The sequence below is a fragment of the Amycolatopsis xylanica genome, assembly GCF_900107045.1.
GTDB classification, from domain to species: domain Bacteria; phylum Actinomycetota; class Actinomycetes; order Mycobacteriales; family Pseudonocardiaceae; genus Amycolatopsis; species Amycolatopsis xylanica.
Genome location: NZ_FNON01000011.1, coordinates 43,354 through 67,791, shown reverse-complemented (window position 1 = coordinate 67,791; position 24,438 = coordinate 43,354). Strand labels below are relative to the sequence as shown.

Sequence of the window (24,438 nt, the reverse complement as noted above, 5' to 3'; positions counted from 1 at the left end):
TCCTGACCGGGCCGATCGTATCCTGCTGGTCACGACGTGTCGCGTGCCCTGTGGTCACCCACTCACGAGGCCGCGGGTGGGGGAGTCGGGACGAGGTGGTCGAAGGCCAGGCCGCTCGAAGCCTCGCCCCGGCCGATGCCCCGCCGAGCGCTCAGCCAGACCACGACCCGGCCGTTACGCCAGCGCGTGCGGTTGTAGGCCAGAGTGAGCCGGGTGCCGGACGGCGGCACTTCTTCCTCGTTCACGAAGTAGGACCGCTTCGGAGCGGTGTCGAGACCTTCGCGCAGCAGCGACGTGCGGGGGCGGACGGGCTTGGCGTCGACGACGCCCGGCATGGCCGCGCGCTGGAGGCGGATCGAGCGTTTGCCCGCGTCGGCGTGGACGGCGACGAAGGGGATCCAGTTCTCCGGCACCGAGTTCATGGCCTCGTACGCGACGGGGGCGCGGGGGTCGGTACGCGGCGGGAGCGGGTCGAGGCTGAGGCGGTGCGCGAGGAGTTCGGCGGCGGCTTCGCTGCCTCGGCGGGGTTCGCCGGTGGCGAGGGGGATGGTCTGCTCGATGCCCCAGACCAGGTTGGCCTGCTCGTCGCGGACGAGGAGGACCTCCTCCAGCACGGGCCCGTCCGCGACCTTCGGGACGCTCGGGGGTAGGAACATGGCGGTGTCGGCGGGGATGTCGTCGGTGCCGATCGTGTCGAGGGTGAACATCGACCAGCGTCGCCAGTCCTCGTCCCTGCCAGCCACCGCCGGGGTGATCCACTGTGAGATCCCGAAGACGTCGGTGATCGACAGGCCCTGGATGTCGGCGAGCGTGCCTGCGGGCAGATCGCACGGCAGCTGGTACCAGTCGTTGCTGAACACCAGCGCGAACTCGAGGAAGATCAGCCGCGCGAGGTCGGTGCTGTCCGGCCGGACCGCCGCGAAGTTGGTGCGGCCGTCCTCCAGCGCCCACCAGCGTGGCAGCGGCATCCCGGAGTACCGCACCGGGATCGGGAAGACGGTGCGGCTGATCGGCGGAGAGGCGGGCTTGGCGCCGCCGACGACGGTCTTCGAGTCGATCGAGAACGCGTGCCAGTCGAGCTGGCCGCCTGGATACTCTTGCGCGGTAAGGACTTTCTCCTTGCCGTCCGTGGCCGCGGCGGACACCGAGAAGTGATGTTCGAGATGCGCGGGGTCCCAGGTGGCGTCGCTGCCTGGCTGGTCGATCAGGTCGTCGAACCAGGCGACGAGGTTCCGGCCCAGCTCGTTGAGGCGTTGGTAGTGCGGGTGGATCGGCCCGAGGTCGTCGATCCCGTCAGAAGCCTTGTGACGCGTGTCGTCCTTGAGATAGCGGTACAGCAGGTAGCCGTCCATCTGCCGCCCGGCGATCGTCTGGATCGTGGCCCACACCTCGGGATGGGCCACCCTCGACGCGTCGCTGACGGACTTCGGGTTCGGCAGCGCGATGGGGTAGAGCTTGATGTACTGCGCGCGGAAATCCTGCAGCTGGCCGAGCAGGAACCGGCGGATCAGCTTGAACCACCGGTGCCCGATCGTGAGCCGGAGGTCGAACGACACCGGGTCGGCACCGAAGGCGAACGGCAGCGGCCTGCGCTCGGCGACGGACTCCAGCGGCCGGTCCGGGGGCACGTCCTCGGCCGGGCCGTTCGGCGGCCGGAACCGGTTCGGCGTGCTGCCTGCCACCGAATACGTCGCGGTGACCGGTGAGCCTGCGTCGGCGCCGCGGAACTCGCCGAGCTGCCATTGGCGGGTGAGCAGCCACAGCGGATCGCGGATCTCGGCACGCAGCGCGCGGTCGAAATCCTTGGTGCGCGGCCTGCCCTCCAGCCGGTTCCACAGCCCGACCGTCGGTTCGAGACGGTCGGTCAGCGCCTGGGGGAAGTCGAGTCGGCCCGGCTCAGTCATGGGTGGCCTTCCAGCGGAGGTTGGCGACGGCGAGGTCGGTGCTGATGGTGATCGGCTTCCTGGTCGCGGACATCACCGTCGCGGGCAGCAGCTGCGCGTACGCGGTGTCGTCGAGATGCTCCGGCTCGACCGCGCGCGCCTTGGCCAGCGCGAAGGTCTCGTGGATCGCGGCGAGCAGGTCGCCCGGCTGCCATTTGTGGTCCGCCGCGGGCGGCACGACCAGCAGCAACGCCTGGGGCGGCTCGGAATCCGGCCGGTCGTAGTGGACGGCGATGCCGGTCGTCTCGGTCTCGGCCGGGATTACTTCGGTCCACTCGTCGAACAGCAGCCCGCAATGCCTGCCGTTGCCCAGAATCGGCTCGGCCGCGTAGTGCGCGGTGAACAGCACGCGGTCCTCGTTGAGCTTGGGCTTGGGTTTGACGGAGAAGTCCATCGCGAGCCAGGTGTCGTCGTCGCGGTAGGGCAGCTGGATCGGGGTCAGCTCCGGCTCGGTCCAGCTGGGCAGCAGCCCGCCGGACCCGAGCAGCGCGTCGGCGAGGAAGACCGTCTTTTCCCACAGCCGTGGCTTTTCCCTGATCCTGGCCATGCCGTGCAGCCAGTCGTCGACGGGATAGTCACGATGGTGCGGTGCCTCTTTGAGATGGTCGATCAGGTCGTCGCTGGCCCGGCGGGCGTCACGCCAGTCTTCGGCGAGCTGCTCGGACGGCGTGAACTCCGGCACCGTGAGCACGTCGGCGCCGAGCAGCGCCTTGAGCGCGTCCGTGCCCGCCTCGGCCCGGTCCGCGCCGGTGACGGCCGCGTCGTAGGCGACGAGTGCCTTGCCACAGGCGGTGACGCGGCCCTCGATCTCCTTGCCCAGCTTCTTCGTCCTGGTCAGCAGCTCGCGGCCGTATTCGACGACCCGATCGCCGAACGGGGCCAGGTCGAGCCCGGTCTGGTCGAAGTCGGTCACCGGCGGCTTGGCCGAGGCTTCCGCGAGCAGGCCGCTCAACGTCGTCTTCGTCGTGACGGCGGCCTTCGAGAGTGCCTGGAGCTTGGTGTTGAACGCCTGGCGTTTCGCGACGACGGCGGTGCGCATCTTGGCGGGTGTCGCGTCACGAGGCCCCGGTGTGGTGGTGAGCAGCCGCAACGCCTGCTCCAGCAGCTTGAACCTGGCTTCGTCCGAAGTGGACGGTGGCAGCCTGCCGTACTGCTCGAGCAGCAGATCGGCGGCGGCCAGCGACTTGGTCATCCGGGCGACGGTCACCGCGAGCGCGTCGAGCACCTCGCGGAACACTCCTTGCCGCCACAGCGTCAGCTCGCCCCAGCCACTGCGCAGCAGCCCGAACCGGCCCGCTCCGGCCGCCAGGCCCGCGTAAGTACCGAGGAACGTGTCGATGCCGGTGAGCAACTTCGCCCGGTCGGGCACCTCGGGCAGCAGCGGCGTCAGCGTCGCGTCGAACTCCTTGACCTTCTTGAGCAGGTCGTTGAGCGACTCCAGCACCGCGACCGGACGCTCCTTGGGCAGCGTGACGGTGTCGTCGGCGGTGCTGTCGGTCGTCACCAGCCCCGCGCCGGGCACGAGATCGGCCGCCCGCAGCGGGCGCGACGTGGTGAACAGCGTGCGCAGCGACGCGATCAGCGGCGACAGCTCGAAGAAGGTGACCTTCTCCGGGATCCGCGTGGAGTAGACGATCTTCAGCTTCGCGTCCGGGCGCGGCTGGTCCTTCGCGACCACCACGCCGACGATCCGGTCGTCCAGATCGGTCAGCTCACCCTCGCCTGCGGACCGCACGGCCCAGAGCAGGTCGATCGGCTGCAGTCCGAGATCCTCCATGGTGACCACCCGGTCGGCGGGCTTCTTGGTGATCGGGTCGGTCCAGGTGACCCTCGCCGCCACCTTGGACGCGGGCGGCAGCATGTCCTTGAGCCACGCGTTGACCGCTGGCTCGGCGCGGCCACGCGGCCCGTTGCGCCCGAGTAGCGGCGCGCCGCTGTCCGGGCCGAGGCCCGGCGTCAGCTGCAGGCCGAACCGGTGCGTGAGCGTGATCCCGCTGCGCGGGGTCTTCACCACCTCGGGATCGGGCGGGAACCCCTCCTTGGCATAGGAATCCAGCGTCGCCGACGCACGCTCGGTGTTGCCGAGCAGCGCCTGGTGCGTACCCTCGGCGACGGCCAGGTCGCCCAGCGCGTCATGGATCGCGAGTAGGTTCTGGACCTCCTCGTTCATGGCCTTCTTCTCGTCGTCCGTCACCCCGGTCTCCGGCAGGCCGGTGGCGCCGAACGGATACGTCGGCGTGGCCGGGACGCGAGTGGCGCGGCGGACGAGTTCCAAGCCGTCGACGACGTTGCGGGCCTCGACCAGCTTGACGTCGTCCGGAGCGCCGCTCTCGGACAACTTCCCGGCGCGCAAAGGGAAAGCACCCCGCAGCGGCTGGAGGAAACGGTCCAGGTTCAGGTCCGGGTGACCCTCGTGCAGCCCGCGTTCGAACCGGTAGCCGAGCAACGCGCTCAACGTCTGGCCTTGGCGCAGGCCGTCCAATATCGAGAGCGCGACGCGGACCCGGTCGGAGCTCAGGTTCACCGCGAACGACTCCGGGTGCGTGGTCGTCCGGTTGGCGAGGTAACCGGCACGCAGCACGGCCGCGGTCCTGGCCTGAGCGGGTGACGGCGCGTGGATGTAGCCACCGTTGTTCTCGTCGTGCGGCAGCTCGTCGGCGCCGAAGACCGAGGCCAGCCCGTCAGGCACCGGCTTGGTGGGCAACGTCCCGTCCTTCGGCTCGATGTTCTCGAGCCAGCCGTACGCTCCGATGTGGACACCCCGCCTGGCGGTGCCCGTCGCGTAGCGCAGCTCGTGGAGCCGCTCGGTCGCCAGCCCGAGCCGCCAGGCGTCGAGCCGATAGGTCGCGAGGTCGAGGTGTTCGGTGAAGACCCGCTCCAGGCGGGCGGTCGGCAGCTTCGCGAGCGCGGCCAGCGCCCGTACCTGCTCGGCCAGCTCGGCGGTGGCGGGGTCGGTGCCGAGCACGCCGGGGATGTACTTGTGCAGCGGCTCGGCGTTCCCGGTGATGTTCGGGTCGGGGGAGTAGAGCTGCCGATAGCGGCTCTCGCTGGGCAGCTTGATCTCGGGATGGCCCGGCACGTCCGCGATGTGGATGAACGGCGGGTCGGCCGGGCTGGGCACGGCCGACCCGCGTGCCTGAGCGAGCCGCCGCCCGGCCTCGGCCCAGCCGAGCAGCACGGCGTGCCGCAGCATCAGGTACAGCAGCGCGGACGGCCGCGCGTCGCCCTCGAACCCGTTCTCCTGCCTGATGATCTCGAGATCGGCCGCGTTCGCCGCGAGCCAGGCCAGGTAGTTTTTCGCGGGCTTGGGGGAGTTGCCGATCAGGTCCGTCTCCGACAGCGGCCGGTCGTCGATCAGCGGCGGGATCAGCGGATGCTGGTCGCCGACGAACAGCCTGCCCAGCAGGTCCGGGTCGCCGGTGGCGCCGAGCCTGCGCAGCAGCGCCTTGATCGGTGGCGCCATCTGCAGCCGCTCGATGATCGAGAGCACCCGGTGGCCCTCACCGCCGAGGTTCTCCCGGTTGAACAGGTCGTCGACGCTCTGCGCGTAGCGCTGGTAGAACTCCGCGGAACCCGGGTGCAGCGCGAGGATGTCGAGCAGCGATTGGTGCGGATCGGTGTGCTCGCCGTCGAGATGGGTGACCTTGGCGACGGCCTTGTCCCAGTCCGCCGCGGCCGCTTGGAGCAGCGCGTGCAGACCGGGCCGGTGCGGGGTGCCGACCGGCCATTTCAGCCTGGAGAACGCCGTGGTCGCGATGACGCCGTACGGCTGCCTGCCGATCTTGACCGCCGGGATCGGGCCGCGGCCGGAGACGTACCGCAGGAAGAAGTCGCGGGTCTGCGCGATGACCTGCTCGCTCACGATCGGGTTGAGGGTGGTGCGCAGGAAGTTGCCCCAGGTGGCGGGCCACAGCGCGGTGTTGGCCGCGCGGGCGTCGGCTTGATCGGTGCGGTCCGCGTTGGGCATCCCGTCGAGGCTCGCCGGGTCGATGCCGAGCAGCTCGGCGAACCACTGGCCGTCCTTGGTGGACTCTTCGCCGGTGAACCCGGCCATGGACCGCAGCGCGGCCGTCGCCTCGTCCTTGGTGTGCTGACCCGCCGGCGCCTGCTCGGTGTTGTTGGTCGGGGTGCCCTGGGGCAGCAGGCTGAACCCGGCCGGGCTGTGCAGCTGACGGCCGAACAACGCGGCCAGGTCCTCGGCGTCCCGCTGCGGTGTCGACCGGCCGCGCAGGCCGAGCACCACCAGGCGGGTCAGTCCGTGGGGGACCCTGGCGTCGACCTCGGAGTACTTGATGCGCAAGCCCATGCCGATGTCGACCGCGCGCTGGAACTCCGTGAGCCACCGCAACGCGTCCGGCACGTGCAGTGAGCCGTCGTCGTTGATCTTGGGCTTGTCGTCGGCGCCGGGGTCGGGGCTGACCTCCAGGTCGCCGGTGATCTGGGCGCACGGCAGCGCGAACACCTGGTCGTCGCCGATGTAGCCGAACACGGTGAAGTGGTCGGGCAGCAGGGTGGCCTTGGCGGGCACCGTCCATGACTCCGGCGCGATCTTGGCTGGCGGAGGCGGCTTGACCACCAGGAACGCCACGACCACGTCATTGCCGGGTGTCACGGCCGCGGCGTCGATCCCGGCCGGCCGCCGCGCCCGGATCGCCGCGGCCCGGTCCGGTCCGACCGCGGCGCGCAACGCGATCTCGGCATCGCGGAGCCGGGCCCGGTCGCCGTGCGCCCGCCAGACCGCGGTCCAGTAGGCGACCGAGGGTGCCCGGTCGCCCGCGGCGACGGCCTGCTGCCCGAACACGATGAGCACCGTCGTCGTCGCCTGCACCCCGGCAGGCTTGTCCGCCGGATTGTCGGGCCGGTGATCGCGCAGCAGCCAGGTCGCCCGGCCTGCCGGGATCCGCCCGGCGAGTTCCTGCCAGGCGGCCTGCTCGCCCGCGGCGTTCCCGCCGGCGCGCCAGAACGCGATCCAGTAGGCGTCGAGCGCGCGCAGTTCCGCCTGGGTGGGCAGTTCCTCGATCTTGTCGATCGACCAGTCGTCCGGGAAGATGCGGACGAGCAGCTCGGTGGCGGTGAACCGGGTCTCGACGCGGACCGGCCCGAGCAGCACCGGGAAGTCGTCGCTGACTGGGTCGGTCATTTCGGCAGCATCTCCTGTGCGTGAACGGCCATCAGCACGGGCGCCTGGAAGAGGATGTAGGCGATGTCCGCCGCGCTCAACCGGCCCGACCAGGTCGGGATCGCGGTGTCCTCACCGTGCTGAGCTTCCTTCTCGACGTCGTCCACCGCGTCGCTGAGATCCACGATGGACACTTCGGCGGCACCGTCGAGCTTGATGAACCCGTTGCGGCCACCCGGATCGACGTTCTCCCAGGTGAGGTCGTTCCAGGTCTCCAGGTCGGTCGGCTTGCCCTCGTCGACGCCGAACCGCGGTTCGCCCGGCCGTTCCTTGATGACGAAGAACCAGCCGGGATCGCCCTTCGGGTCCGCGGCGGTCGGTGGCCTGCCCTTGGCTTCGGTCTTGGTCAGGTCGAAGCCGAGCAGCGTCAGGTCCGGGTCCACTTTGGCCTCGTAGATCGGCAGCCTGATCTCGTCGAACGTAGGCTTGTCCGGGTCACGTGGCTCGACGGGGAACCGTTCCTGCTTGGGGTCGGGGTGGTCGTTGTCCGGCCGCCAGGCGGCCCGCTGCGCGTAGATGGCCGCGTTCGGGTACTTCTTCAGCAGCTCGCCCCTGATGACCAGCACGAGTTCGTTCTCCTGCTTTTCGCCGGGCAGCTCACGGTTGTCGTGCTCGCCGAGTTTGCTGAGCGGATCCCACTTGTCGAGCGCGGGGATGTCGTAGAGCTGTTCGCGGGTCGTGCGGCCGTCGCCGGGACGCGGGTCCCAGAACTGCCGGAACGGCGTGCCGCGCTGATCGGTCGGGTACTCACGCCACAGCAGCTCACGCGCCATCTCGTGGTTGAGGCCGACCATGAACGCCTCGATGAACTCCTGGTCGGTTTCGAGCAGGGTGACCGTGTTCGGCGGGATCAGGCCGAGGTTGGGCACGAACTTGTCGGTCGACAGCTGCCGCAGCGCCTCGTACATCGGCAGGTCGATCACCGGGTACGCCATCGCCTCGATGAACCGCTCGGCGAACGGCGCCAGCCGCGCCGACTCCATCTTCACTGTGCTGAGCAGGGTTTTCGTGACGGTCTCCGTCGAGCTGAGCTTGCCGAGCACCCGCGCGGCGAGCGGGGCGACGCCGACCGGGTCGCGCGGCGTCGTCCGTGCTGCCGCGTCGGCCGTGTTCCAGCCGCCGTGCAGGTCGCGCAGCGCGTCCTTGAACGCGCTCGCCTGCGAGCTGTCCCGGTGCAGCGGGTCGGCCGTCGGCGGGACGCCGGGCGCGTCCGGTGACTGCAGGGTGAAGTCGAAGCTGTTCGGCAGGCTTTCGACCGGATCCGGCAGCGGGACGGGATGCAGCTCGCCGGTCACCTTCGTCGACGTGACCACGGCAGGCGGCGTCCGCTTGGCCGCGGCGGCGGTCACCGCGTTGACCGGAGCGTCCATTTTGGGCAGCAGCGCCTCGACCGGCTTGTCCGGGCTGAACAGGCTGCGGACGAGCCTGGTGCCCGGCCGGGTGATCCGCCGCATGGCGGGCGACACCGGCGCGGCGGTGAGCTTGCTGACCGCCACCTGGAAGCCGACCGCGAGCTGCTCGGCGACGCCGTCGTCCGCGGTGCTCACGACCGGTGTCGTCACCCGCGAGTGGGCGGGCGCGGTCAGCGCGAGCGTCCGGCCTGCCGGACGCGGCGGCTGGGCCGCGAAGCCCGCCATGGTCGCGGGCGAGCCCAAGTGCTTGTCCTGCAACGCGTAGCCGACCTCGACGGCGAGCTGCGCCGCCCGGATCCGCTTGTTGGCCTCGAGCACGTCACCGAGCTGATCCCACGCCGCCGCCATGAACTCCTCTTGGCGTGCTTGGACGATCTCGGTGCCGAAGTTCGCCGCGACCCGGAAGCGCGGGTCGAGGTTCAGCCGGTGCACCCAGTTCTTCTGCTCGGGCGTCGGCCGCAGCCGCGAGGTGCGTGACGGCCAGCGTCCGTACAGCGGCGGCGTGATCACCGGATCGACCTCGTCCGCCAGCCCGATCACGGCCGGGCCGTCCTCACTCGCGAGCCGGGCGTGCGCGATCGCGGGCGGGTGGTCGAGATAGTCGTCGGCGAGGTTGATCAGCTTGGCCAGCGCCTCTTGGAAGGGATGCGGGAAGGTGACGTCGGGCGGCACCTCGTGTCCCTCGGCCGCGGTGAACCGGGCGTCCCAGTTGTCCCAGATGTCGTTGTCGCGGGGCGCCCGCAACGCGCCGCCGAGCTTGAGGATCCCGCCGATCTTCGCCGGGGTCTCGATCGGCGGCAGCAGGGGACCGGCCTGGTTGTGCACGTCGAAGTCGAGCCGCCCGATCCTGTCGTCGGCGTCGACCGGTTCCAGCAGCCGCACGAGGTACTCGAAGTCGCCCGCGGTGCCCGTGGTGAAGGACCAGCGGTGGTAGTACGGCATTCGGCCGTCGACGTTGTGCGAGCCCCAGCTGGAGTCGAGCGCGCCCACCCCCGTCTGCTCACGGCCGAGCCCGGCCAGCCTGCCGGTTTCGAACGCGGGCACGAGAAACGCGTGATACGCGGTGCTCGGCTGAAGGTGTCGCGGGCAGACGAGCCGCGAGCACGCGTTGTCGGGATTGGTGCGCAGCAAGGAATCCAGCGCGTTCAGCGGACCGGACATCGACTCGGTCTGCACCGCGCCCGCGACATCGCCGTTGACGTGGACGTGTGCCCAGGCGCCCTGCTCGGCGGCGGACGGCAGCTTGGCGAGGTCCTTGATGGTGATGAACGGCAGCGGCCCCTCGGGAGCGCCGCCCTCACGGAACTCGCCGCTTCCGGGGTCCTGCGGGTCCTTCGGCCCGGCGAGCACGAGCAACGCCAGCCACGGCCGCACCCGGCCGTGGTCGCCGGGCGGGTCGGGGCTGTATCGCCAGGCGAAATCCTCTTCGTAGAACTCGATGTGCGCCAGGTAGTTCGGCTCGACGTTGGTGATGAACGGCCGCGGCTCCATCCGGGAGATCGCCCGCGGGTCGATCCCGATGACGTCACCGGGCCCGTACAGCTGGATCGGCCGGTCGATGGTCTTTTCCAGCGGCTTGCCGGTGAGTGCGTCGCCGCGCAGCTTCAACGCCACCGGGATGCTCGCGCGACGCTGGTCCGGCGCGGGCGTCGTCTTGATCTCGGTGCTCAGCCCGGTGCGCAGCCACGGCAGGAACGAGTACGAGGCGTCGGTCATACGTCGCTCCCGGCGGTGAAGATCTCCGTCCCCGCCGCCAGGTCCTCGGCGGGCGGGTTCGCCGCGGCGAGCCCGGCGGCGGTGGACCCGCCGGTGACGAGCACCTCGGTCACCGGCGCCTCGGTCAGCGCGGCGGCGGCGAACGCCCAGCGCCCCTCGGCGAGTCCCGCGACCGGCTTCCAGCTGTCGGCGCCCGAGTCGTAGACCAGCGTGCCGCGGTACCCGGTCTCGCCAGCGGTACCGCCGATCACGAGCACCTTGCCCGAGCCGAGGAAGATCGCGCGGTGCCTGCCGCGCCCACCGGGCAGTGGGTTCGCCTTGGCCGTCCACGTGCCCTTGCCCGCGTTGAGGTCGAACACCTCGACACTCAGCTTCGTGTACGCGTCGAAGGTGCCGTCGCCGGGGACACCGGGCGTGCCGCCGCCGACGACCAGCGCGGTGGTCGCCGACAGTTTCACGGCCTGGTGCAGGAACCGCGGCTCGCTGAGGTTGCCGGTGGCCGTCCACTTCTTCGTGGCCGGGTTGTAGATCTCGCAATACGCGAGCGGGGCGAACGCGCCGGGCCCGATCGCGGTGCTGCCACAGCAGACGAGCACCCGGCCGTCGCCGAACTTGAGCGCGGCGTGCCCGGCGCGAGCGTCGAGCATCGGCTCGATCGTCGTCCAGGTGCGCTTTTCGGGGTCGTAGATCTCCGCCGAGTTCAGCGCCCGGACGGTGTCGTCGGAGCGCAGCGCGAAGCCGCCCGCGATCAGCACGCGCTTGTCGTCGAGCAGGACGGCGCTGTGGCCCCAGCGGCCCTCGTTCATGCTGGGCACCGGTTTGGTGTCCCACTTCTTGTCCTGGGCGAGGAACACGGCGGCGGAGGTGAGCGCGGGGGAGAGCGCGGCGGAGCCGAGCCCGCCCGCGACCAGCACGTCGCCGTTGTCGAGCACGGTGACACTGTGCTGACGCCGGGCCACGGCGAGCTTCTCGGCGGTCACCCACTTCTTCGTGGCGGGGTCGAACAGCGCGGTCCGGTCGAGCGGCGCCGCCGCGGCGTCCGCGCCCCCGGTGACCAGGATCTCCTTGCTCTTCAACAAGACCGCGCCGTCGTGCTGGCCATGCCAGGACCCGAGCGTGGGGAGCTTGTCGGTGGCGTTCCACCGCGAGGTGGCCGCCAAGGTCGAAGCGGTCATGGCGTCGATTCCTCCGTTGTCGTGGTCACGGCGTGAACACCTCGGCGGTGCCGGTCGTGGTGGATGGCGCCGGCCTGCCGCCGACGGCGAGCACCCGGCCGTCGGCCAGCGCGACCGCGGCGAGGTCGGCGCGGCCGGCGGCGAGCGCGCCGGTGGTGGTCCAGGTGCCGGTCGACGGCTGGAACCGGAGCACCTGGCGGTACCCGGCCGTGAAGGTCGGCCCGGTGGTGCCACCGAGCACGAGTACCTCACCCGAGCGCACCGGCACGGCGGCATGGCGGCTGCGGCCACCCGGCATGTCCGCGACCGGTGTCCAGACGTCGTGGCCGGGGTCGTAGATCTCGGCGGAGGCGAGGCTGCCCGCGGCGATCCGGCCGTGCTCGGGCAGGCCGGTGGGATCGCCGCCGGTGACCAGTATCCGGCCGTCCGGCAGCGTGGTGGCCTGGTGCCCCGCACGCGGGCTGTGCATGCTCGCGACCGGAGTCCACTCGTCGGCGACCGGGTCGTACCGCTCGCAGAAGGCGATCGGCGTACGTGCGCCGCCGGTGTCCACCGCGCCGCCGATGACGAGCACGTGCCCGTTCGCCAGCGGCACGGCCTGGTGCCCGGATCTGGCGGCCGACATCGGCTTCGCGTCCGTCCACAGTCCACTGTCCACAGAGAACACTTCGGCCGACCGCAGCGTCCGCGTGCCGCCGGTCTCCCGTCCGGCCGACCCGCCCGCGACGAGCACCCTGCGGTTCGGCAGCACGGTTGCCGTGTGCTCCCAGCGCGCGGTGCCCATGGGGTGCTGCTGCGTCACGCAGGTGCCCGCGATCGGGTCGTAGATCTCGGCCGAGTCGAGCCCCAGCCCGCCGGTGAGCAGCACCCGGCCGTCGTCGAGCTTGGTGGCCGCGTGCGCGCCTCGCGCGGTATTGAGGTCGGGGCCCGCCGACCAGGTGAGGTTGACGGGATCGAGGAGGCCGGTCGTCTTCACGGGCTTGTCGTCGACACCGCCCGCGAGGAACACCTTGCCGGTGTTGAGCCGGACGAGCCCCGGACTCGCCACGGAAGCGGGTGCCGGATTGGCGGTCGAAGCCCAGGCGCCGGACACGGCCGGGGTGCCGAGCGCGTCCGACTCCGGGATGGGGTGCAGTTTCCCGGCGAGACCCGGGTCGGCGGTCACCCACTCCGCCACTGCGTCGGCCGCGGTCGCGAGGCTGCGGAAGGTCGCGGTCGACGGCAGCGCCGTGCCGGTGACGCTCGGCGGGAAGGCCTGCACGTTGTTGCGCCGGTACGCGATCACGAACCGCTGGTCCTCGATGCGCACCGTGTCCTCCGGCGGGAACGGCTGCCGCCGCTCGGTGTCCACTTTGGACAGCGGGGAGCGCGCGGTGCTGCTGCCCTTGAGCAGCTGGGTGAACACCGCCGGGCTGACGCTGACCAGCTTCTTCTTCGGCGGCGCCTCGACGGCGGCCGCGAGCGCGGGCGTCGTGGCGGTCTTGCGCGCCTTCTTGTCGATCACGATCTGCTCGTAGCGCGCCGCCCTGCGCACCACGCGCGGCGAGTCGATCACCTTCTTGCCCGCGGTCAGCTCGATGCCCGCGTCCTGCTGCTCGTACGCCGGGCGTGACAGCTTCGCCGCGTCGTCGAAGTCCTGGAACTGGGCCATCGCGAACTTGTCGCCGGTGACCGACACCTTGGTCAGCACGCTGTCCGCGGGTTCGACGCTGAACCGTTTGCCGTCCGACGGCCGCTGCGCGCCGATCCGGTCGATCCGCACCCCGAGCGGGATCGCGCGCTGCTGGATGAACAGCGTGCCGAGCGGGTGCAGCACGAGCTTGTCGGAGTCCGGCAGCTGCCGCAGCGTGACCAGCGTGCGGGTACCGCCCGACGGCAACCGCGTCTGCCAGCCCTCGACCTTCGAGATCTCGGTCTCGAGCAGCGGGAGCACCCGCACCGGCGGCAGTGTCGTGTTGTGTTCCTCGCCCCACGAGATGTCGAAGTCCGCCGAGATCTCGAAGAACAGCAACGAGATCGAGCCGCGGCCGTGCGCGCGCCACGGCGCCGGGCCTTCCAGCTGGAAGCGCAGGTCGATGCCGAACAGGCCGACCCCGAACGCCTTGAGCGAGATGCCGGCGGAGATGTCGATGACGAACGCGAACGGCGAGAACCGGAACAGCGCGTCGAACCCGAGGTGTCCCTCGATCCCGAAGTCGCTGAACCCCAGCCGGAGTTCGGCCAGCGCGCCGAACTGGACGGTGTTGCTGGTGACCGCGAAGTAGCCGGAGACCCGGATCAGCCGTCCCGGGGAGTTGAGGATGTCGATCGACAGCCGGGGCGGGATCTCGAACGGGAGCTCCGGCGGCGTGAACGAGGGATGGAAACCGCCGACCGTCAGCACGAAGTCGGGATTGTCGCCCCACGCGACCAGCAAGCCCATCCCGCCGTCGATGGTCATGGTGAGGATGCGCGACTCGAACAGCTGCGCGTAGAACCACAGCCGCGACCTGTCCACCTGGAGCGCGCCGATGAACTGGACCTGCAGCACCAGCAACGGCAGCTGCTCGGTCGGCAGTACGCACTTCAGCACGCCGAGGATGGCGACGTTGCCGGGCGGGATCTCGACGACGACGCCCAGCGAAATGCTCACCAGCGTCGGTGTGCCCCAGCCGATCTTCGCCATCGGCCCGATCAGGAACCGGCCGTTCTCCGGCGGGAAGAACTGCCGCAGGTCGGACAGGATCCGCGGCGCGTTGGCGACCACGTCCTTCGGGAACATCACCGATTCGATCGAGCCGGTGCGCACCCCGTGGCCGAGCGCGTCGAGGTCCATCCGGCGGTTGATGCCGATCAGGCCGCCGACGGCGAGCAGGGTGAACCCGTAGCCGAGCTGCAGCCCGCCGCCCCCGAACTCGGTGGTGATCACGATCAGCATCGAGAAGCCGTCCGAGCCGTCAGGCATCCTCGTGCTGATCAGCCCGATCGCCTGCAACTCCAGGAAACCCGCGAACTCCAGCGCGAGCGCGCCCGCGTACTCGCCGCGCTCGCGGTCGACGTAGAGGTACCCGCCGCCGGAGACGATGCCCGCGTCCAGCTCCAGCCCGACCCCGTTCGGCGGCTTGAACGCGAAATCCAGATCGAGCGGCCCAAGGTTCCCGCCGTCGCCGAGCTTCGTCGTGACGATCACGCCGACCCGGTCCACCGACGCCGTGATCGGCCCGATCGCGGCCTTGAAGCTGCCCGAGATCTCCAGCGGGATCTTGCCCTGGCTGATGCCCGCGTTCAGGTACAGCATGGTGACCTCGACCGGGCCGAGGTCCAGATGCGCGGGGATGGCCAGTTCCAGCCCGCCGCCGCCCTCGAACCGCAGGCCGCCCGACGGCGACCACAAGGCGTCCAGATCGAACTTCGCGTCGATCTTCCCGCCGCCGGTGATGGTGCTGATGAACCCGTCTCCCGACGAGAGGTCGATGAGCACGCGCCCGCCGTCGACCTTGATCTCGGCGGCAGGCTCGGCCCCGGCGGCCCCGTCCGCCTCGATGCCCAGCTTGACGGAGAACCGCTGGACCTCCACCCGTGAGCCGTCCGCCTGCCCGATCAGCAGCATCGGCTTCTTGTCGGTCCGCTCGGCGGCAAGCTCGGCCGAGGCGTCGATGTGCAGCGCGCCATTCGGCTCGAACGTGAGGTGCAACGGCGGCGAGAGCTTCGCGCCCAACCCCGCGGCGAACCGGGTCTTCGACGCGAGCGTGAGCTTCCACGTCTTGCCGAGTTCCACGGTCCGGCTGAAATCGGCGGCGGCCGGCACAGTGAACCGCGCGGCCACCGAAGGCGGCGACGTGCCCTTGTCGACCTCCAACAGCACCAAGAACGCGTCAAGGCTCTCGGGCCGGTCCGGGGGAGTCAGGTACAAAAAGGGCTGATCCCGGTCGAGCAGGTACGCCCCGACGCGCCGCAGTAGTTTCGCACCGTCGAAAGTGGACTTCCCGAAGTCGAACACCTCGTCGAGCATCCCGCCGGGGTTCGTCAGCAACGCGAGCAGCCGATCGAACCGCACTGTCCGCCTCGGCACCGGCAGCACGGTCGGATCGGCGAGATCGAACCCGCCCCCGACGGTGTCGATGATCCCGAGCATCCCCAGCAGCCGCGCCGCTTCCCGGCTCTTGCCCTCGACATAGGTGATCAGCACATAGTCGAGCAGCCGTTGCGGCAACGCCCCCGCTTCGCCCCGCAGCCGTGCCCGCTGCGCGTCGGTCAACCCACCCGAGCCGTCGACCGCCTGCTGCAGTGCCGGTCCGACCTTCCCGACCGCCTCGAAGGTGCCCTTGAGCGCGCCGAGCAAGGACACACCCAGCTCGACGATCCGCGCGACGTTCTCGCTCTCGATCGCACCGGTCAGGTCGGCGATGATCGGCCCCAGCCCGGCCGCCTGCGCGGCGGCGGTGGTGAGCGCGGCGGCCGCGGGCCCGATCCCGCCCGGCACCGCGAATCCCAGGCCGAGCAGGAATTCGTCCCGCTTCGCGGTGCTGAGATGCTGTTCGAGCGGCTGAACCGCTTTGGCGATCTCCCGTGCCACCAGTTCGAGCGTTCCCCCGGCCACGTCAGCCCACCTCCGCCTGCTCGTCGAGATCGGCCAGCCGGGTGCCGGGCAACGTCAGCACCAGGTCGCGATACTGCGCGATGTCCGCACGCAGCTCGGCGCTCCCGGCGTCCACGAGCACGTCCAGCAACCTGGAAATGCCGTCCGCCACCGGTTTCCCGCCCCAGGTCTCGGGAAGCGGTACCGCACGTCCCGGCTCACCGAGCACGAGCCGGAGCAGTTCAGGACCACGCATCCGATGCCAGGCCACGGTGACGCGGCGTTCGGCGTCGATCAGCCGTCGCACCTCGGCGGTGTGCCGCTCGATCAGGACGGCGAGTGTCCGCCCGGTCGGCGTCTCCTCGGCGCGGCCGCGCAGCGCGGCGGCCTGGTGCTCTACGGGCGGGTATGCCGACGCGGGCAGCACGAACTCCCGCGGAGTCGGGGCCGCGGCCTTGACGGCCTCGACCGGGTCCACCCGGCCCGCGCCCCAGCCCGCGAGATCTTCCGGGGGAGTGCCCGCGGGCGGCTTGACACAGGTGGCCATCAGCTTTTCGGTGATCTGGCTGTAGCTGAGCGCCGGATTGGCTTCGAACATCAACGCGATCACGCCCGCCACGTACGGCGCGGCAAGGCTGGTCCCGAAGTCGCGGCGGTATTTCAGCAGCAGCGGGGGGCGAGGCGTGACCGCCGTGACGATGTCGACACCCGGCGCGCACACCTCGGGTTTCACCCGCTGGTCGGCGAGCACGGGCTCCAAGGTCGGGCCGCGGCTGGAGAAGTCGCCGAGCCGGCCGGTCCTGGCGTCATAGGCGCCGACGGTCAGCACGTTCCGCGCGGTCCCGGGTGAGCCGACCGTCCGGCTCCGATCCTGCCGGTCGGTGGGGAACAGGGCGTTGGGCTTGCCGGTGAGCCAGGCGTGGAACGAGGTGGGCGCACCGGTCGTCTCGTGCAGCGTGACCCGCCAGGTGCCCATGCTCAGCGGAAGGTGATCCGGTCGTTCGACGCGGAACGCGAGGTGGCCCTTGTGGTAAACGCCGGTGTCGCCGGACGAGGCGACGGTGATCGAGTGTTTGCCGAGTGGCACCGTGTGGATGGCGGTGTCCGGCTGGAACACGGGTGTCGACTCGCCGCCGGTGGCCAGCGGGGCGGTCACCGAGAAGCTGAGCCGTCCCGGCCCGGAGGTCCAGACGTTGAGCTGGGTATAGGCGAAATGGAGGTGCTCGATGACGAACTCGACCGTGGTGTTGCCCGCGGCGGCCACCGTGCCCGAGCTGTGGATACCACCCTCGTTGTGATACCTCGGCACTCGCGGGAGCGTGGTGACGAGCGGAATCGGGTCGAGCGCGGCCTCGTTGCCCGCGGCCGCGACGATCGCCCGCCTGGTGGTGCCCGTCAGCCGCTTTTCGAGGAACACGTCCAGGCAGTCGGAGCCGTCGTGGGATCCGGCGTGCCCGGTGAAGCTCATGGTGACCACCACCGGCTTGGCCGCCGTCGCGCCGAAATCCAGCAGGAACTGGGTCCCCAGCATGACTCCGTCGTCGAAGAGCGGAGTGCGGACGATGACCAGGTCCGCGCCCGGCGCGCTGCCACCCGCGGTCGAGTGGCACGCGTCGGTGGACACCAGCGCGCCTGCCGCGACCGAGGCGGTGATGGTGCCGTGGCCGTCGACGTCATGGAACGGGAACTTCGTGTCCGAGGTCCGCAGCGCCTCGTTGATGTCGTCGCGGCTGTGGGCGACGCCGAAGGGCCCGACGGTGAAATCGGGAACGCCGCCCGGTGATGGCGGGTCGGCGACGCACTCGATGACGGGCAGTGTCGTGCTGTCGCAGGTGTCCGTGTCGAACTTCCCGGTGAACCTGATCGTGATCGGCTGGGACGGCAGCGGCCCGCCGCGCACCTCGATGTCTTCGGGCTTGATGTCCGGGTTCTTCAGCCACTCCGCGCGCACGGCGTCGCTGGTCGCGGGGAGGGGCAGCCGGGCGATCACCGGGGTGGGCAGCTCAGGGGGCGCGATCGCGGCCAGCGGCGCTTCCCAGCGCATGGTCATCTTGGTCGCGGTGAGATTCGGGGCGGCGCTGATCTTCTGAGCCGTGCTGAGGTCGAACAGCGCGGCGATGCGGGTGGTAGGCGGGGTGCCCTCGTGGGTGAACGCGGGGTGGAAGATGTCGATGCCGGAGTCGATCACCCCCAGCACCACATCCTTCCCGGTCACGGTGGGCACGGTTGCCGCGCGACGGGTTCCGGCCCCCTGACCGGGCTCGGCGGCGGGGTACCGCACCGGGCGCGACTCGCGGTTGCTCTGGATCGCCACTACCGCACCGAGTTCGGCCAGCCGGGGCAGATCCCGCACGGCGATGGTGCCCACGAGGATCTCGCCCGCGTCGAACTCGACGACGAGGCCTGCCTCTTCGAGCGGCTTGGTGTCACCGGTGAACTGGACGAGCACCTTGACCGGCGCGGGCCAGCCGGTGCCGCCCTGTTCCCGTGCGGTCTCCAGCGCGCGCACCTTCGTGGCCAAAGCACCGTCGAGCTTGCTGCTCACCATCCCCGTGCCCCCTCGCCAGGTGATCGACAGCGGTCAACGCTCCGCCCCGGAGACACGGCCCGTCAATGGATCTGCCCGATGGGGAAGCGATGTCGGCCCTACCGCGCGGCCGGGCAAGCAGGCGGTGCGGCCACCCGAAGGCGGGCCCGTTCCGGCACTTCGCGGTCACCCGGCCGCGCTTAGCGTCGGAAGGACCGACGAAGGGAATCACCATGTCTGACAAGGAAAACGACGCACATCACGTCGTGACGGTGAACGTCGCCGACCCGACGGCGCTGCGCATGCTCGGCAGGCGCGGGCTCGACCTGTTCTCGGCCACCGCGCGGCGGACGGCGACGGGCGCGGCCATCGAAGGCAGGCTGAGCGAGCGGGAGATCGCCGGTCTGCGGCAAGACGGGCATGAGGTCGAGGTCCATCCCGGCGTCGACACCCCGCCGCTGCCGATCGCGCCGGACACCGAGGGGCTCCGGCTCGCCGACGGGCAGGCGGCCGTTCCGGCCGGGTATTCGGACTCGTCCCAGCTGTACCAGCGGCTGCGGATCTACGCGGACGCGCTGCCGGGCGCGGCCTCAGTGATCGAGTTGCCGGAGCGATCGGTGCAGGGCACCAAGATCCCGGTGCTGCGCTTCCGGCGGGGCACGAGAACCGACCGGCCGGGGGTGCTGCTGCTCGGCGGCGTGCACGCGAGGGAACTGATGAACCCCGAGATCCTCGACAACTGGATGTTCCGGATGGCCTACGCGATCGAAGCGCAGACCTCGGTCAACTACCAGGGCTCGCAGTACGGCTACTCCACGATCAGCCTGCTGATCGATTCGCTCGACATCTTCGTGGTCCCGCTGGTGAACCCGGACGGCCACGACTACGTGATGGCCGCCGAGAGCCAGCGCTGGTGGCGCAAGAACCGCGCGCCGCTGCCCGTCGACCTCAATCGTAACTACGACTTCCTGTTCGACAGCGGCATCGGCACGAGCACCGACCCGAACTCGGAGGTCTACCGCGGCAGCGCCGCGTTCTCGGAGCCGGAGACCCGCAACATCCGCTGGCTGCTGGACACCTTCCCGCACATCACCGCGGCACTCGATCTGCACTCGTACAGCGAGCTGATCCTGTACCCCTGGGGTGACGACGACGACCAGACCACCGACCCGGCCCAGAACTTCCGCGTGCCCAACGCCGACCGCGGCATCCCCAACGACGGCCGGTACCGCGAGTACATCCCCGCAGGCGACCTGAACTGGTTCGTCAGGACCGGCAACCGCATGCGCGACGCGATCAGCAAGGCCCGCGGCCGCGCGTACACGGTCCAGCAGAGCGTCGGGCTCTATCCCACGACAGGCACCGTCGACGACTACGCCTTCTCCCGCCACTTCGTGAACCCGGCGCTCAAGGACGTCAGGCTCATCTGCGTCGAGACCGGCATCGCCCCGCCACCGGGCGGCGACGTGCTCGCCGCCTTCCAGCCGCCCGGCGAGGAACTCCGGCGCGTGCGCGACGACGTCGGCCCCGCGCTGATGGAGTTCCTGATCGAGGTCATGTGCCCGACCGGCTCCGACGCCCAGGTGCTCTCGGCCGCCCAGTCGGTGCTCGAACGGCATCTCCCCGGCACCGGCGACGCCCGCGCCCTGCACGACGGCCTGGTCGCTCAGGGCCCGGCGATCCTGCGTGCGCTGGGCGAGAACCCGCGTGCGCGCGTCCAGGCGACCACGGCACTGAAACGCCTGATCGCGGTGTCCGAAAAGGACCACGACCCGGTGCTGGCCAAGGACGTCACCGACAAACTCGCCGAGGCCGCCACGTCCGTAGCGGCCGTGCTCCCGGACTCGGGTGACCTCCTGCACGCCTTCGCCAAACTGACCAAAGAGGCCGAGGGCACCCGGCTCAGCGCCTTGCTCGCTTAAGCGCTGGGGGTCGTGAGTGTTGCGGCCGGTTAGAACCGGCCGCAACACTCACGACCGCTTAGTGGGTCGCAGCTCGCCGATGGTTCGGTAAACCGCCGCCACCACATCTGGGTGGCCTAGCGGCAGCGGTGGCGGTACCCGGTCCAGTTCGCCTCCTCGGCTGTGGGCGATCACCCGCACTTCGACACCGGCTTCATCCAGCTTCGCGAGACGGGCCAGGTGATCCGGTTCCCATGCGGGGTCGACGAGCATCACCGCGCGTACGGCAGGCGGATGCCTTGCGGCCAGTCGCAGTGCCTCTTCGGCGACCGGGCCCGAGGCTACGATGTCAACGACGAGAGCGCTGTCGTCGTCCGCGTCGCCGAGGAGCTCCTCCGCCGCGCTGAGCGCACCTTCCGCGGGAATGCGGCACCAGAGGATCTGCCGCTGATCCGTGAACGGACGCCAGGTCGCGGGCACCTCATCGTGTTTGCCGAGGCCTGCGGGGTCGAGCACGATCAGCGTCTGGCCGCCGGGGTCGCCGTCGGCGACGACCGGTGGCCCCGCGGAACGGACTGGGGACGCTGCTGCGTTTTCGTTCACAGGCATGTGAAGGCGCGTACCCGGGTTGAGCGGGCGCGAAACGCGGCGCCTGGGTATTCGCAGGAATGTCGTCAAGAGCGCGCTCACCACGGCCAAGCCATGGCGGTTAGCCCGGAAAGCGATGGGTATCCGGCCGCGACGGACAGTTCTGGCGAAGGAGGATTTCGTGCGCGCGATGGTGTATCGGGGACCGTACAAGGTACGGGTCGAGGAAAAGGAGATGCCCGCGATCGAACATCCGGGTGACGCGATCGTCCGGGTGGAGCTCGCCGCGATCTGTGGCTCCGATCTTCATCTGTACCACGGGATGATGCCGGACACGCGGGTCGGCATGACGTTCGGGCACGAGTTCATCGGCGTGGTCGAGGAGGTCGGTCCCGGTGTGCGGAATCTGCGGCCCGGTGACCGGGTGATGGTGCCGTTCAACATTTTCTGCGGCACGTGCTGGTTCTGCGCGCGTGGCCTGTATTCCAACTGCCACAACGTGAACCCGAACGCCACGGCCGTCGGCGGGATTTACGGGTACTCGCACACGTGCGGCGGTTACGACGGTGGGCAGGCCGAGTTCGTGCGGGTGCCGTTCGCCGACGTGGGGCCCGTCGTGATACCGGACTGGATGGAGGCGGAGGACGCGGTGCTGCTCACCGACGCGCTCGCCACCGGCTATTTCGGCGCGCAGCTCGGCGACATCGTGGAGGGCGACGTGGTGGTCGTCTTCGGTGCCGGGCCGGTCGGCCTCTACGCGGCCAAGTCGGCGTGGCTGATGGGAGCGGGGCGGGTGATCGTCATCGATCACCTCGAGTACCGCCTCGAGAAGGCCCGCGCCTTCGCGCAGGCGGAGACCTGCAATTTCACCGAGTACGACGACATCGTGGTGCGGATGAAGAAGCTGACCGACCATCTCGGCGCGGACGTCGCGATCGACGCGGTGGGCGCCGAAGCGGACGGCAATTTCGTCCAGCACGTGACCTCGGCCAAGCTGAAACTGCAGGGCGGCTCCCCGGTGGCCTTGAACTGGGCGATCGACTCGGTCCGCAAGGGCGGCACCATCTCGGTGATGGGCGCATACGGCCCGATGTTCAGCGCGGTCAAGTTCGGTGACGCCATGAACAAGGGGCTCACGCTGCGGATGAACCAGTGCCACGTGAAGCGGCAGTGGCCGAGGCTGTTCGAGCATGTCCGCGCCGGCTACCTCAAGCCCAGCGAGATCGTCACCCACCGGATCCCGCTGGAGCACATCGCCGAGGGCTATCACATGTTCTCGGCGAAACTCGATGGCTGCATCAAGCCGCTCATCGTCCCGAACGCGAGCTGAGAAGGGAAACGCCATGACCTACACGTCGGAGCGTCCGCCGCTCACCGAGTCGAGTGAGCAGCTGCGCGCCCGCATTCCCGGCTGGGGCGCGGACCTGAACCGCGAAGACCGGCCGTCGGTGCCGAAGCTGCTCCGCACCGCGGACCGGACGGGCGACGAAGGGGAATTTCCCGAGCGCCAGCCCGAAAAGTGGCCGAGGGAACGCTCGATCGAGCACAAGTTCCTGACCCCGGTGTTCGGCACCAGCTGCCCACCGCGCGGGCTTTCCGGCGCGCTGCGCAAGTTCTCCTACCGGAGGTTCAGTGAGGGCCGTGCCGCGCATTGGCTGCTGTTGCTCGGAGCGGACCGGGTCGACGCCTGGGAACACCATCTGCGCTCGTTCGCCACCCTGCGCCCGGACAACCCGGTCACCGAGACCGGTGTGCTCAGCGAGTTCACCCGCCACGGGATCTCGTCGCGGTTCGGCAAGAAGCGCGCCGATGTCAAGCACCAGTGGCTCGACCCGCTGATCGTCGCGGGGCCTTGGGTTCTGGTGGCCGCACTCGTTTCCTCGGCCGTCCGCAAGATACGACGCTCGCACTGAACCGCTCCACGGACTGGGTTTGGCCGCCACCGCGGCGGGTAGCCGAATCCGCATGACCGAGACCGAAAACCGGACCCGGCGGTATCCGCCGCAGTTCGCCACCGCTGCCGTCGGTGCCGTCTTCCTGCTGGTGGGCGTGCTCGGCTTCATACCGGGCATCACCACCGGCTACGAGGACCTTCACTTCGCTGGGCCGCATTCGGGCGCACTGCTGTTCGGCGTGCTCGGTGTGCTGGCCGCCCGGTCCCGGCGCGGCGCGCGGGCCTTCCTCATGATCGGCGGCGGGCTCTACCTGCTGCTCTGGATCTACGGAGTCGGCGTACCCGATCACAGCTCCGCCGACTTCGGTCCGTTGAACAGCGCCGACAACTGGCTGCACCTCGGACTCGGCCTCGGCATGATCGTGCTGGGACTGGTCACCACGGCGCTCGAACGCAAGCACGGCGACTACCCCGAACCCGAGATCCAACACCAGTGACGAACGCGGTGCCGGTGTTCGTGGCAGGAGCGGCTGTCCGGCCAGGTTGGATGGCTGCTCCGGCCACGCGGTGGGTATCCGGTCGAGGACCGAGTCCCGGACGGGACCGCAAGTTTTCGCCCAACTGGTACGGGGGAGCCCCAGACCACTCGAAGAAGGAAGGTGGCCCCGTTGACCGAGCCCAGTCAGCCGTATGACGCCCCGCAGGACACCGGCGCGCCGGATTCCGTGGAGACCGACCCGGCCGCCCTTACCGCGGCTGAGGACTTGGATGAGGACCGGCTTCGTGTCGATCCCCTTGATGAGGGCATGGACCCGCCCGAGCATTGGTCGGGTGTCACTAAGCACGGCATGACGCCGTGGGAGGAGGCGCACCCGCGGCCGCTGGGGGAGCGCCTCGCGGAGGAGCGTCCTGACCCGGTCACGGAGCTCGCACTCGGTGCCGAACCGTCCGAAGAGGACGCTGCCGATCAACGGTATGCCGAGGACACCGGGATTTCCGCCGACGTCGCCGGTGGTTCGATGGCCGCGGAAATCCGCGAGCCACCGCGAATGTCGACAATGGACACGGTCGATGCGGCACGACCATTCGGATCGGAACAACAAGAGCGGCTCGAACTCGACCGGGATCCGGAACCCGGCGGCCTCGACTCGCGTGCCTGGGATCGGGATGATCCGGACGCCACGGCGTCGTCCCGGGAGCCGGTCCAGCTGCGGCCGGTCGAGGGCGACGGCCCCCCGGTCGATACCGAGCCCGACGAAGTGGCGGTCGAGGCCGGTCCGGCCTTGGCGGCGGGGCCGGAGCAGGCGGCACTGCACGTCGAGGACGAGCACTGACCGTGCGTTGTTTCCGCCGGACGGGCGCGGGTATTCGCGGCGAATGACAAGAAGACGCGATGAACTCCAGCAGATGGCGGCGGAGAAATCCGGATATCCCACCGTCGTCGAGGTGGCGCGGATTGTGATGCGACGGCGCTGAGCTTCAGCAGGGCCTGAGCAACTGCTCGGGGCCCTGCTGGGTCACGCCGCTTGACGCTGGAGCCCACTT

Annotated in this window: 12 protein-coding genes; 5 read left to right on the top strand and 7 right to left on the bottom strand. The window is 70.1% G+C overall.

The window, feature by feature from the left end; genetic code table 11:
• Positions 1–62 precede the first annotated feature (62 nt).
• The 6 genes from BLV57_RS36790 to BLV57_RS36765 are packed head-to-tail and all read right to left on the bottom strand — an operon-like array spanning position 63 to position 18,531.
• Entirely contained in the window at positions 63–1,904 is a 1,842-nt protein-coding gene (locus BLV57_RS36790; RefSeq protein ID WP_091297689.1) for a hypothetical protein, read from the bottom strand.
• The gene (locus BLV57_RS36785; RefSeq protein WP_091297687.1) at positions 1,897–7,083 is read right to left on the bottom strand and encodes a hypothetical protein; all 5,187 of its coding nucleotides are present in this window, start codon (positions 7,081–7,083) and stop codon (positions 1,897–1,899) included. The genes BLV57_RS36790 and BLV57_RS36785 overlap by 8 nt, the downstream gene beginning before the upstream one ends.
• The gene (locus BLV57_RS36780; RefSeq protein ID WP_091297685.1) at positions 7,080–10,250 is read right to left on the bottom strand and encodes a hypothetical protein; all 3,171 of its coding nucleotides are present in this window, start codon (positions 10,248–10,250) and stop codon (positions 7,080–7,082) included. The genes BLV57_RS36785 and BLV57_RS36780 overlap by 4 nt, the downstream gene beginning before the upstream one ends.
• Positions 10,247–11,425 (bottom strand): Kelch repeat-containing protein, encoded by a 1,179-nt coding sequence (locus tag BLV57_RS36775; protein WP_091297683.1) that lies wholly within the window; start codon positions 11,423–11,425, stop codon positions 10,247–10,249. Before BLV57_RS36775 ends, BLV57_RS36780 begins: the two co-directional genes overlap by 4 nt.
• A gap of 25 nt (positions 11,426–11,450) precedes the next feature.
• Positions 11,451–16,004, bottom strand: coding sequence for a DUF6603 domain-containing protein (locus tag BLV57_RS36770; protein ID WP_091297680.1), 4,554 nt, complete (start codon positions 16,002–16,004; stop codon positions 11,451–11,453).
• A gap of 1 nt (position 16,005) precedes the next feature.
• Complete coding sequence (locus BLV57_RS36765) at positions 16,006–18,531, bottom strand: S8 family serine peptidase (RefSeq protein ID WP_091297677.1); 2,526 nt, start codon at positions 18,529–18,531, stop codon at positions 16,006–16,008.
• 212 nt (positions 18,532–18,743) lie between these two features.
• On the opposite strand from BLV57_RS36765, the gene BLV57_RS36760 reads away from it, so the two are divergent.
• Entirely contained in the window at positions 18,744–20,432 is a 1,689-nt protein-coding gene (locus BLV57_RS36760) for a M14 family zinc carboxypeptidase (protein WP_091297675.1), read from the top strand.
• A 48-nt stretch (positions 20,433–20,480) separates the two neighbouring features.
• On the opposite strand, the gene BLV57_RS36755 is transcribed toward BLV57_RS36760, so the two are convergent.
• Positions 20,481–21,020: a hypothetical protein gene (locus BLV57_RS36755; RefSeq protein WP_091297672.1), complete on the bottom strand. Its 540-nt coding sequence runs from the start codon at positions 21,018–21,020 to the stop codon at positions 20,481–20,483.
• 169 nt (positions 21,021–21,189) lie between these two features.
• Between BLV57_RS36755 and BLV57_RS36750 the strand changes: the two genes are divergently transcribed.
• The 4 genes from BLV57_RS36750 to BLV57_RS44450 all read left to right on the top strand — a co-directional run bounded on the left by BLV57_RS36750 (position 21,190) and on the right by BLV57_RS44450 (position 24,227).
• The gene (locus BLV57_RS36750; protein WP_245757677.1) at positions 21,190–22,329 is read left to right on the top strand and encodes a zinc-dependent alcohol dehydrogenase; all 1,140 of its coding nucleotides are present in this window, start codon (positions 21,190–21,192) and stop codon (positions 22,327–22,329) included.
• A gap of 13 nt (positions 22,330–22,342) precedes the next feature.
• A complete protein-coding gene (locus BLV57_RS36745) occupies positions 22,343–22,912 on the top strand; it encodes a hypothetical protein (protein ID WP_091297667.1) in 570 nt (189 codons plus the stop codon).
• Positions 22,913–22,964: 52 nt separating this feature from the next.
• On the top strand, positions 22,965–23,390 hold the full coding sequence (locus BLV57_RS36740) for a DUF4383 domain-containing protein (RefSeq protein WP_091297664.1): 426 nt from the start codon (positions 22,965–22,967) through the stop codon (positions 23,388–23,390).
• Positions 23,391–23,561: 171 nt separating this feature from the next.
• Positions 23,562–24,227: a hypothetical protein gene (locus tag BLV57_RS44450; RefSeq protein ID WP_425426073.1), complete on the top strand. Its 666-nt coding sequence runs from the start codon at positions 23,562–23,564 to the stop codon at positions 24,225–24,227.
• The last annotated feature ends 211 nt before the right edge of the window (positions 24,228–24,438 follow it).

What these genes read in the sequence shown, in the direction of transcription:
- BLV57_RS36790 (WP_091297689.1), bottom strand. Translation starts at nt 1,904, where the DNA reads ATGACTGAGCCGGGCCGACTCGACTTCCCCCAGGCGCTGACCGACCGT.
- BLV57_RS36785 (WP_091297687.1), bottom strand. Translation starts at nt 7,083, where the DNA reads ATGACCGACCCAGTCAGCGACGACTTCCCGGTGCTGCTCGGGCCGGTC.
- BLV57_RS36780 (WP_091297685.1), bottom strand. Translation starts at nt 10,250, where the DNA reads ATGACCGACGCCTCGTACTCGTTCCTGCCGTGGCTGCGCACCGGGCTG.
- BLV57_RS36775 (WP_091297683.1), bottom strand. Translation starts at nt 11,425, where the DNA reads ATGACCGCTTCGACCTTGGCGGCCACCTCGCGGTGGAACGCCACCGAC.
- BLV57_RS36765 (WP_091297677.1), bottom strand. Translation starts at nt 18,531, where the DNA reads ATGGTGAGCAGCAAGCTCGACGGTGCTTTGGCCACGAAGGTGCGCGCG.
- BLV57_RS36760 (WP_091297675.1), top strand. Translation starts at nt 18,744, where the DNA reads ATGTCTGACAAGGAAAACGACGCACATCACGTCGTGACGGTGAACGTC.
- BLV57_RS36755 (WP_091297672.1), bottom strand. Translation starts at nt 21,020, where the DNA reads ATGCCTGTGAACGAAAACGCAGCAGCGTCCCCAGTCCGTTCCGCGGGG.
- BLV57_RS36750 (WP_245757677.1), top strand. Translation starts at nt 21,190, where the DNA reads ATGGTGTATCGGGGACCGTACAAGGTACGGGTCGAGGAAAAGGAGATG.
- BLV57_RS36745 (WP_091297667.1), top strand. Translation starts at nt 22,343, where the DNA reads ATGACCTACACGTCGGAGCGTCCGCCGCTCACCGAGTCGAGTGAGCAG.
- BLV57_RS36740 (WP_091297664.1), top strand. Translation starts at nt 22,965, where the DNA reads ATGACCGAGACCGAAAACCGGACCCGGCGGTATCCGCCGCAGTTCGCC.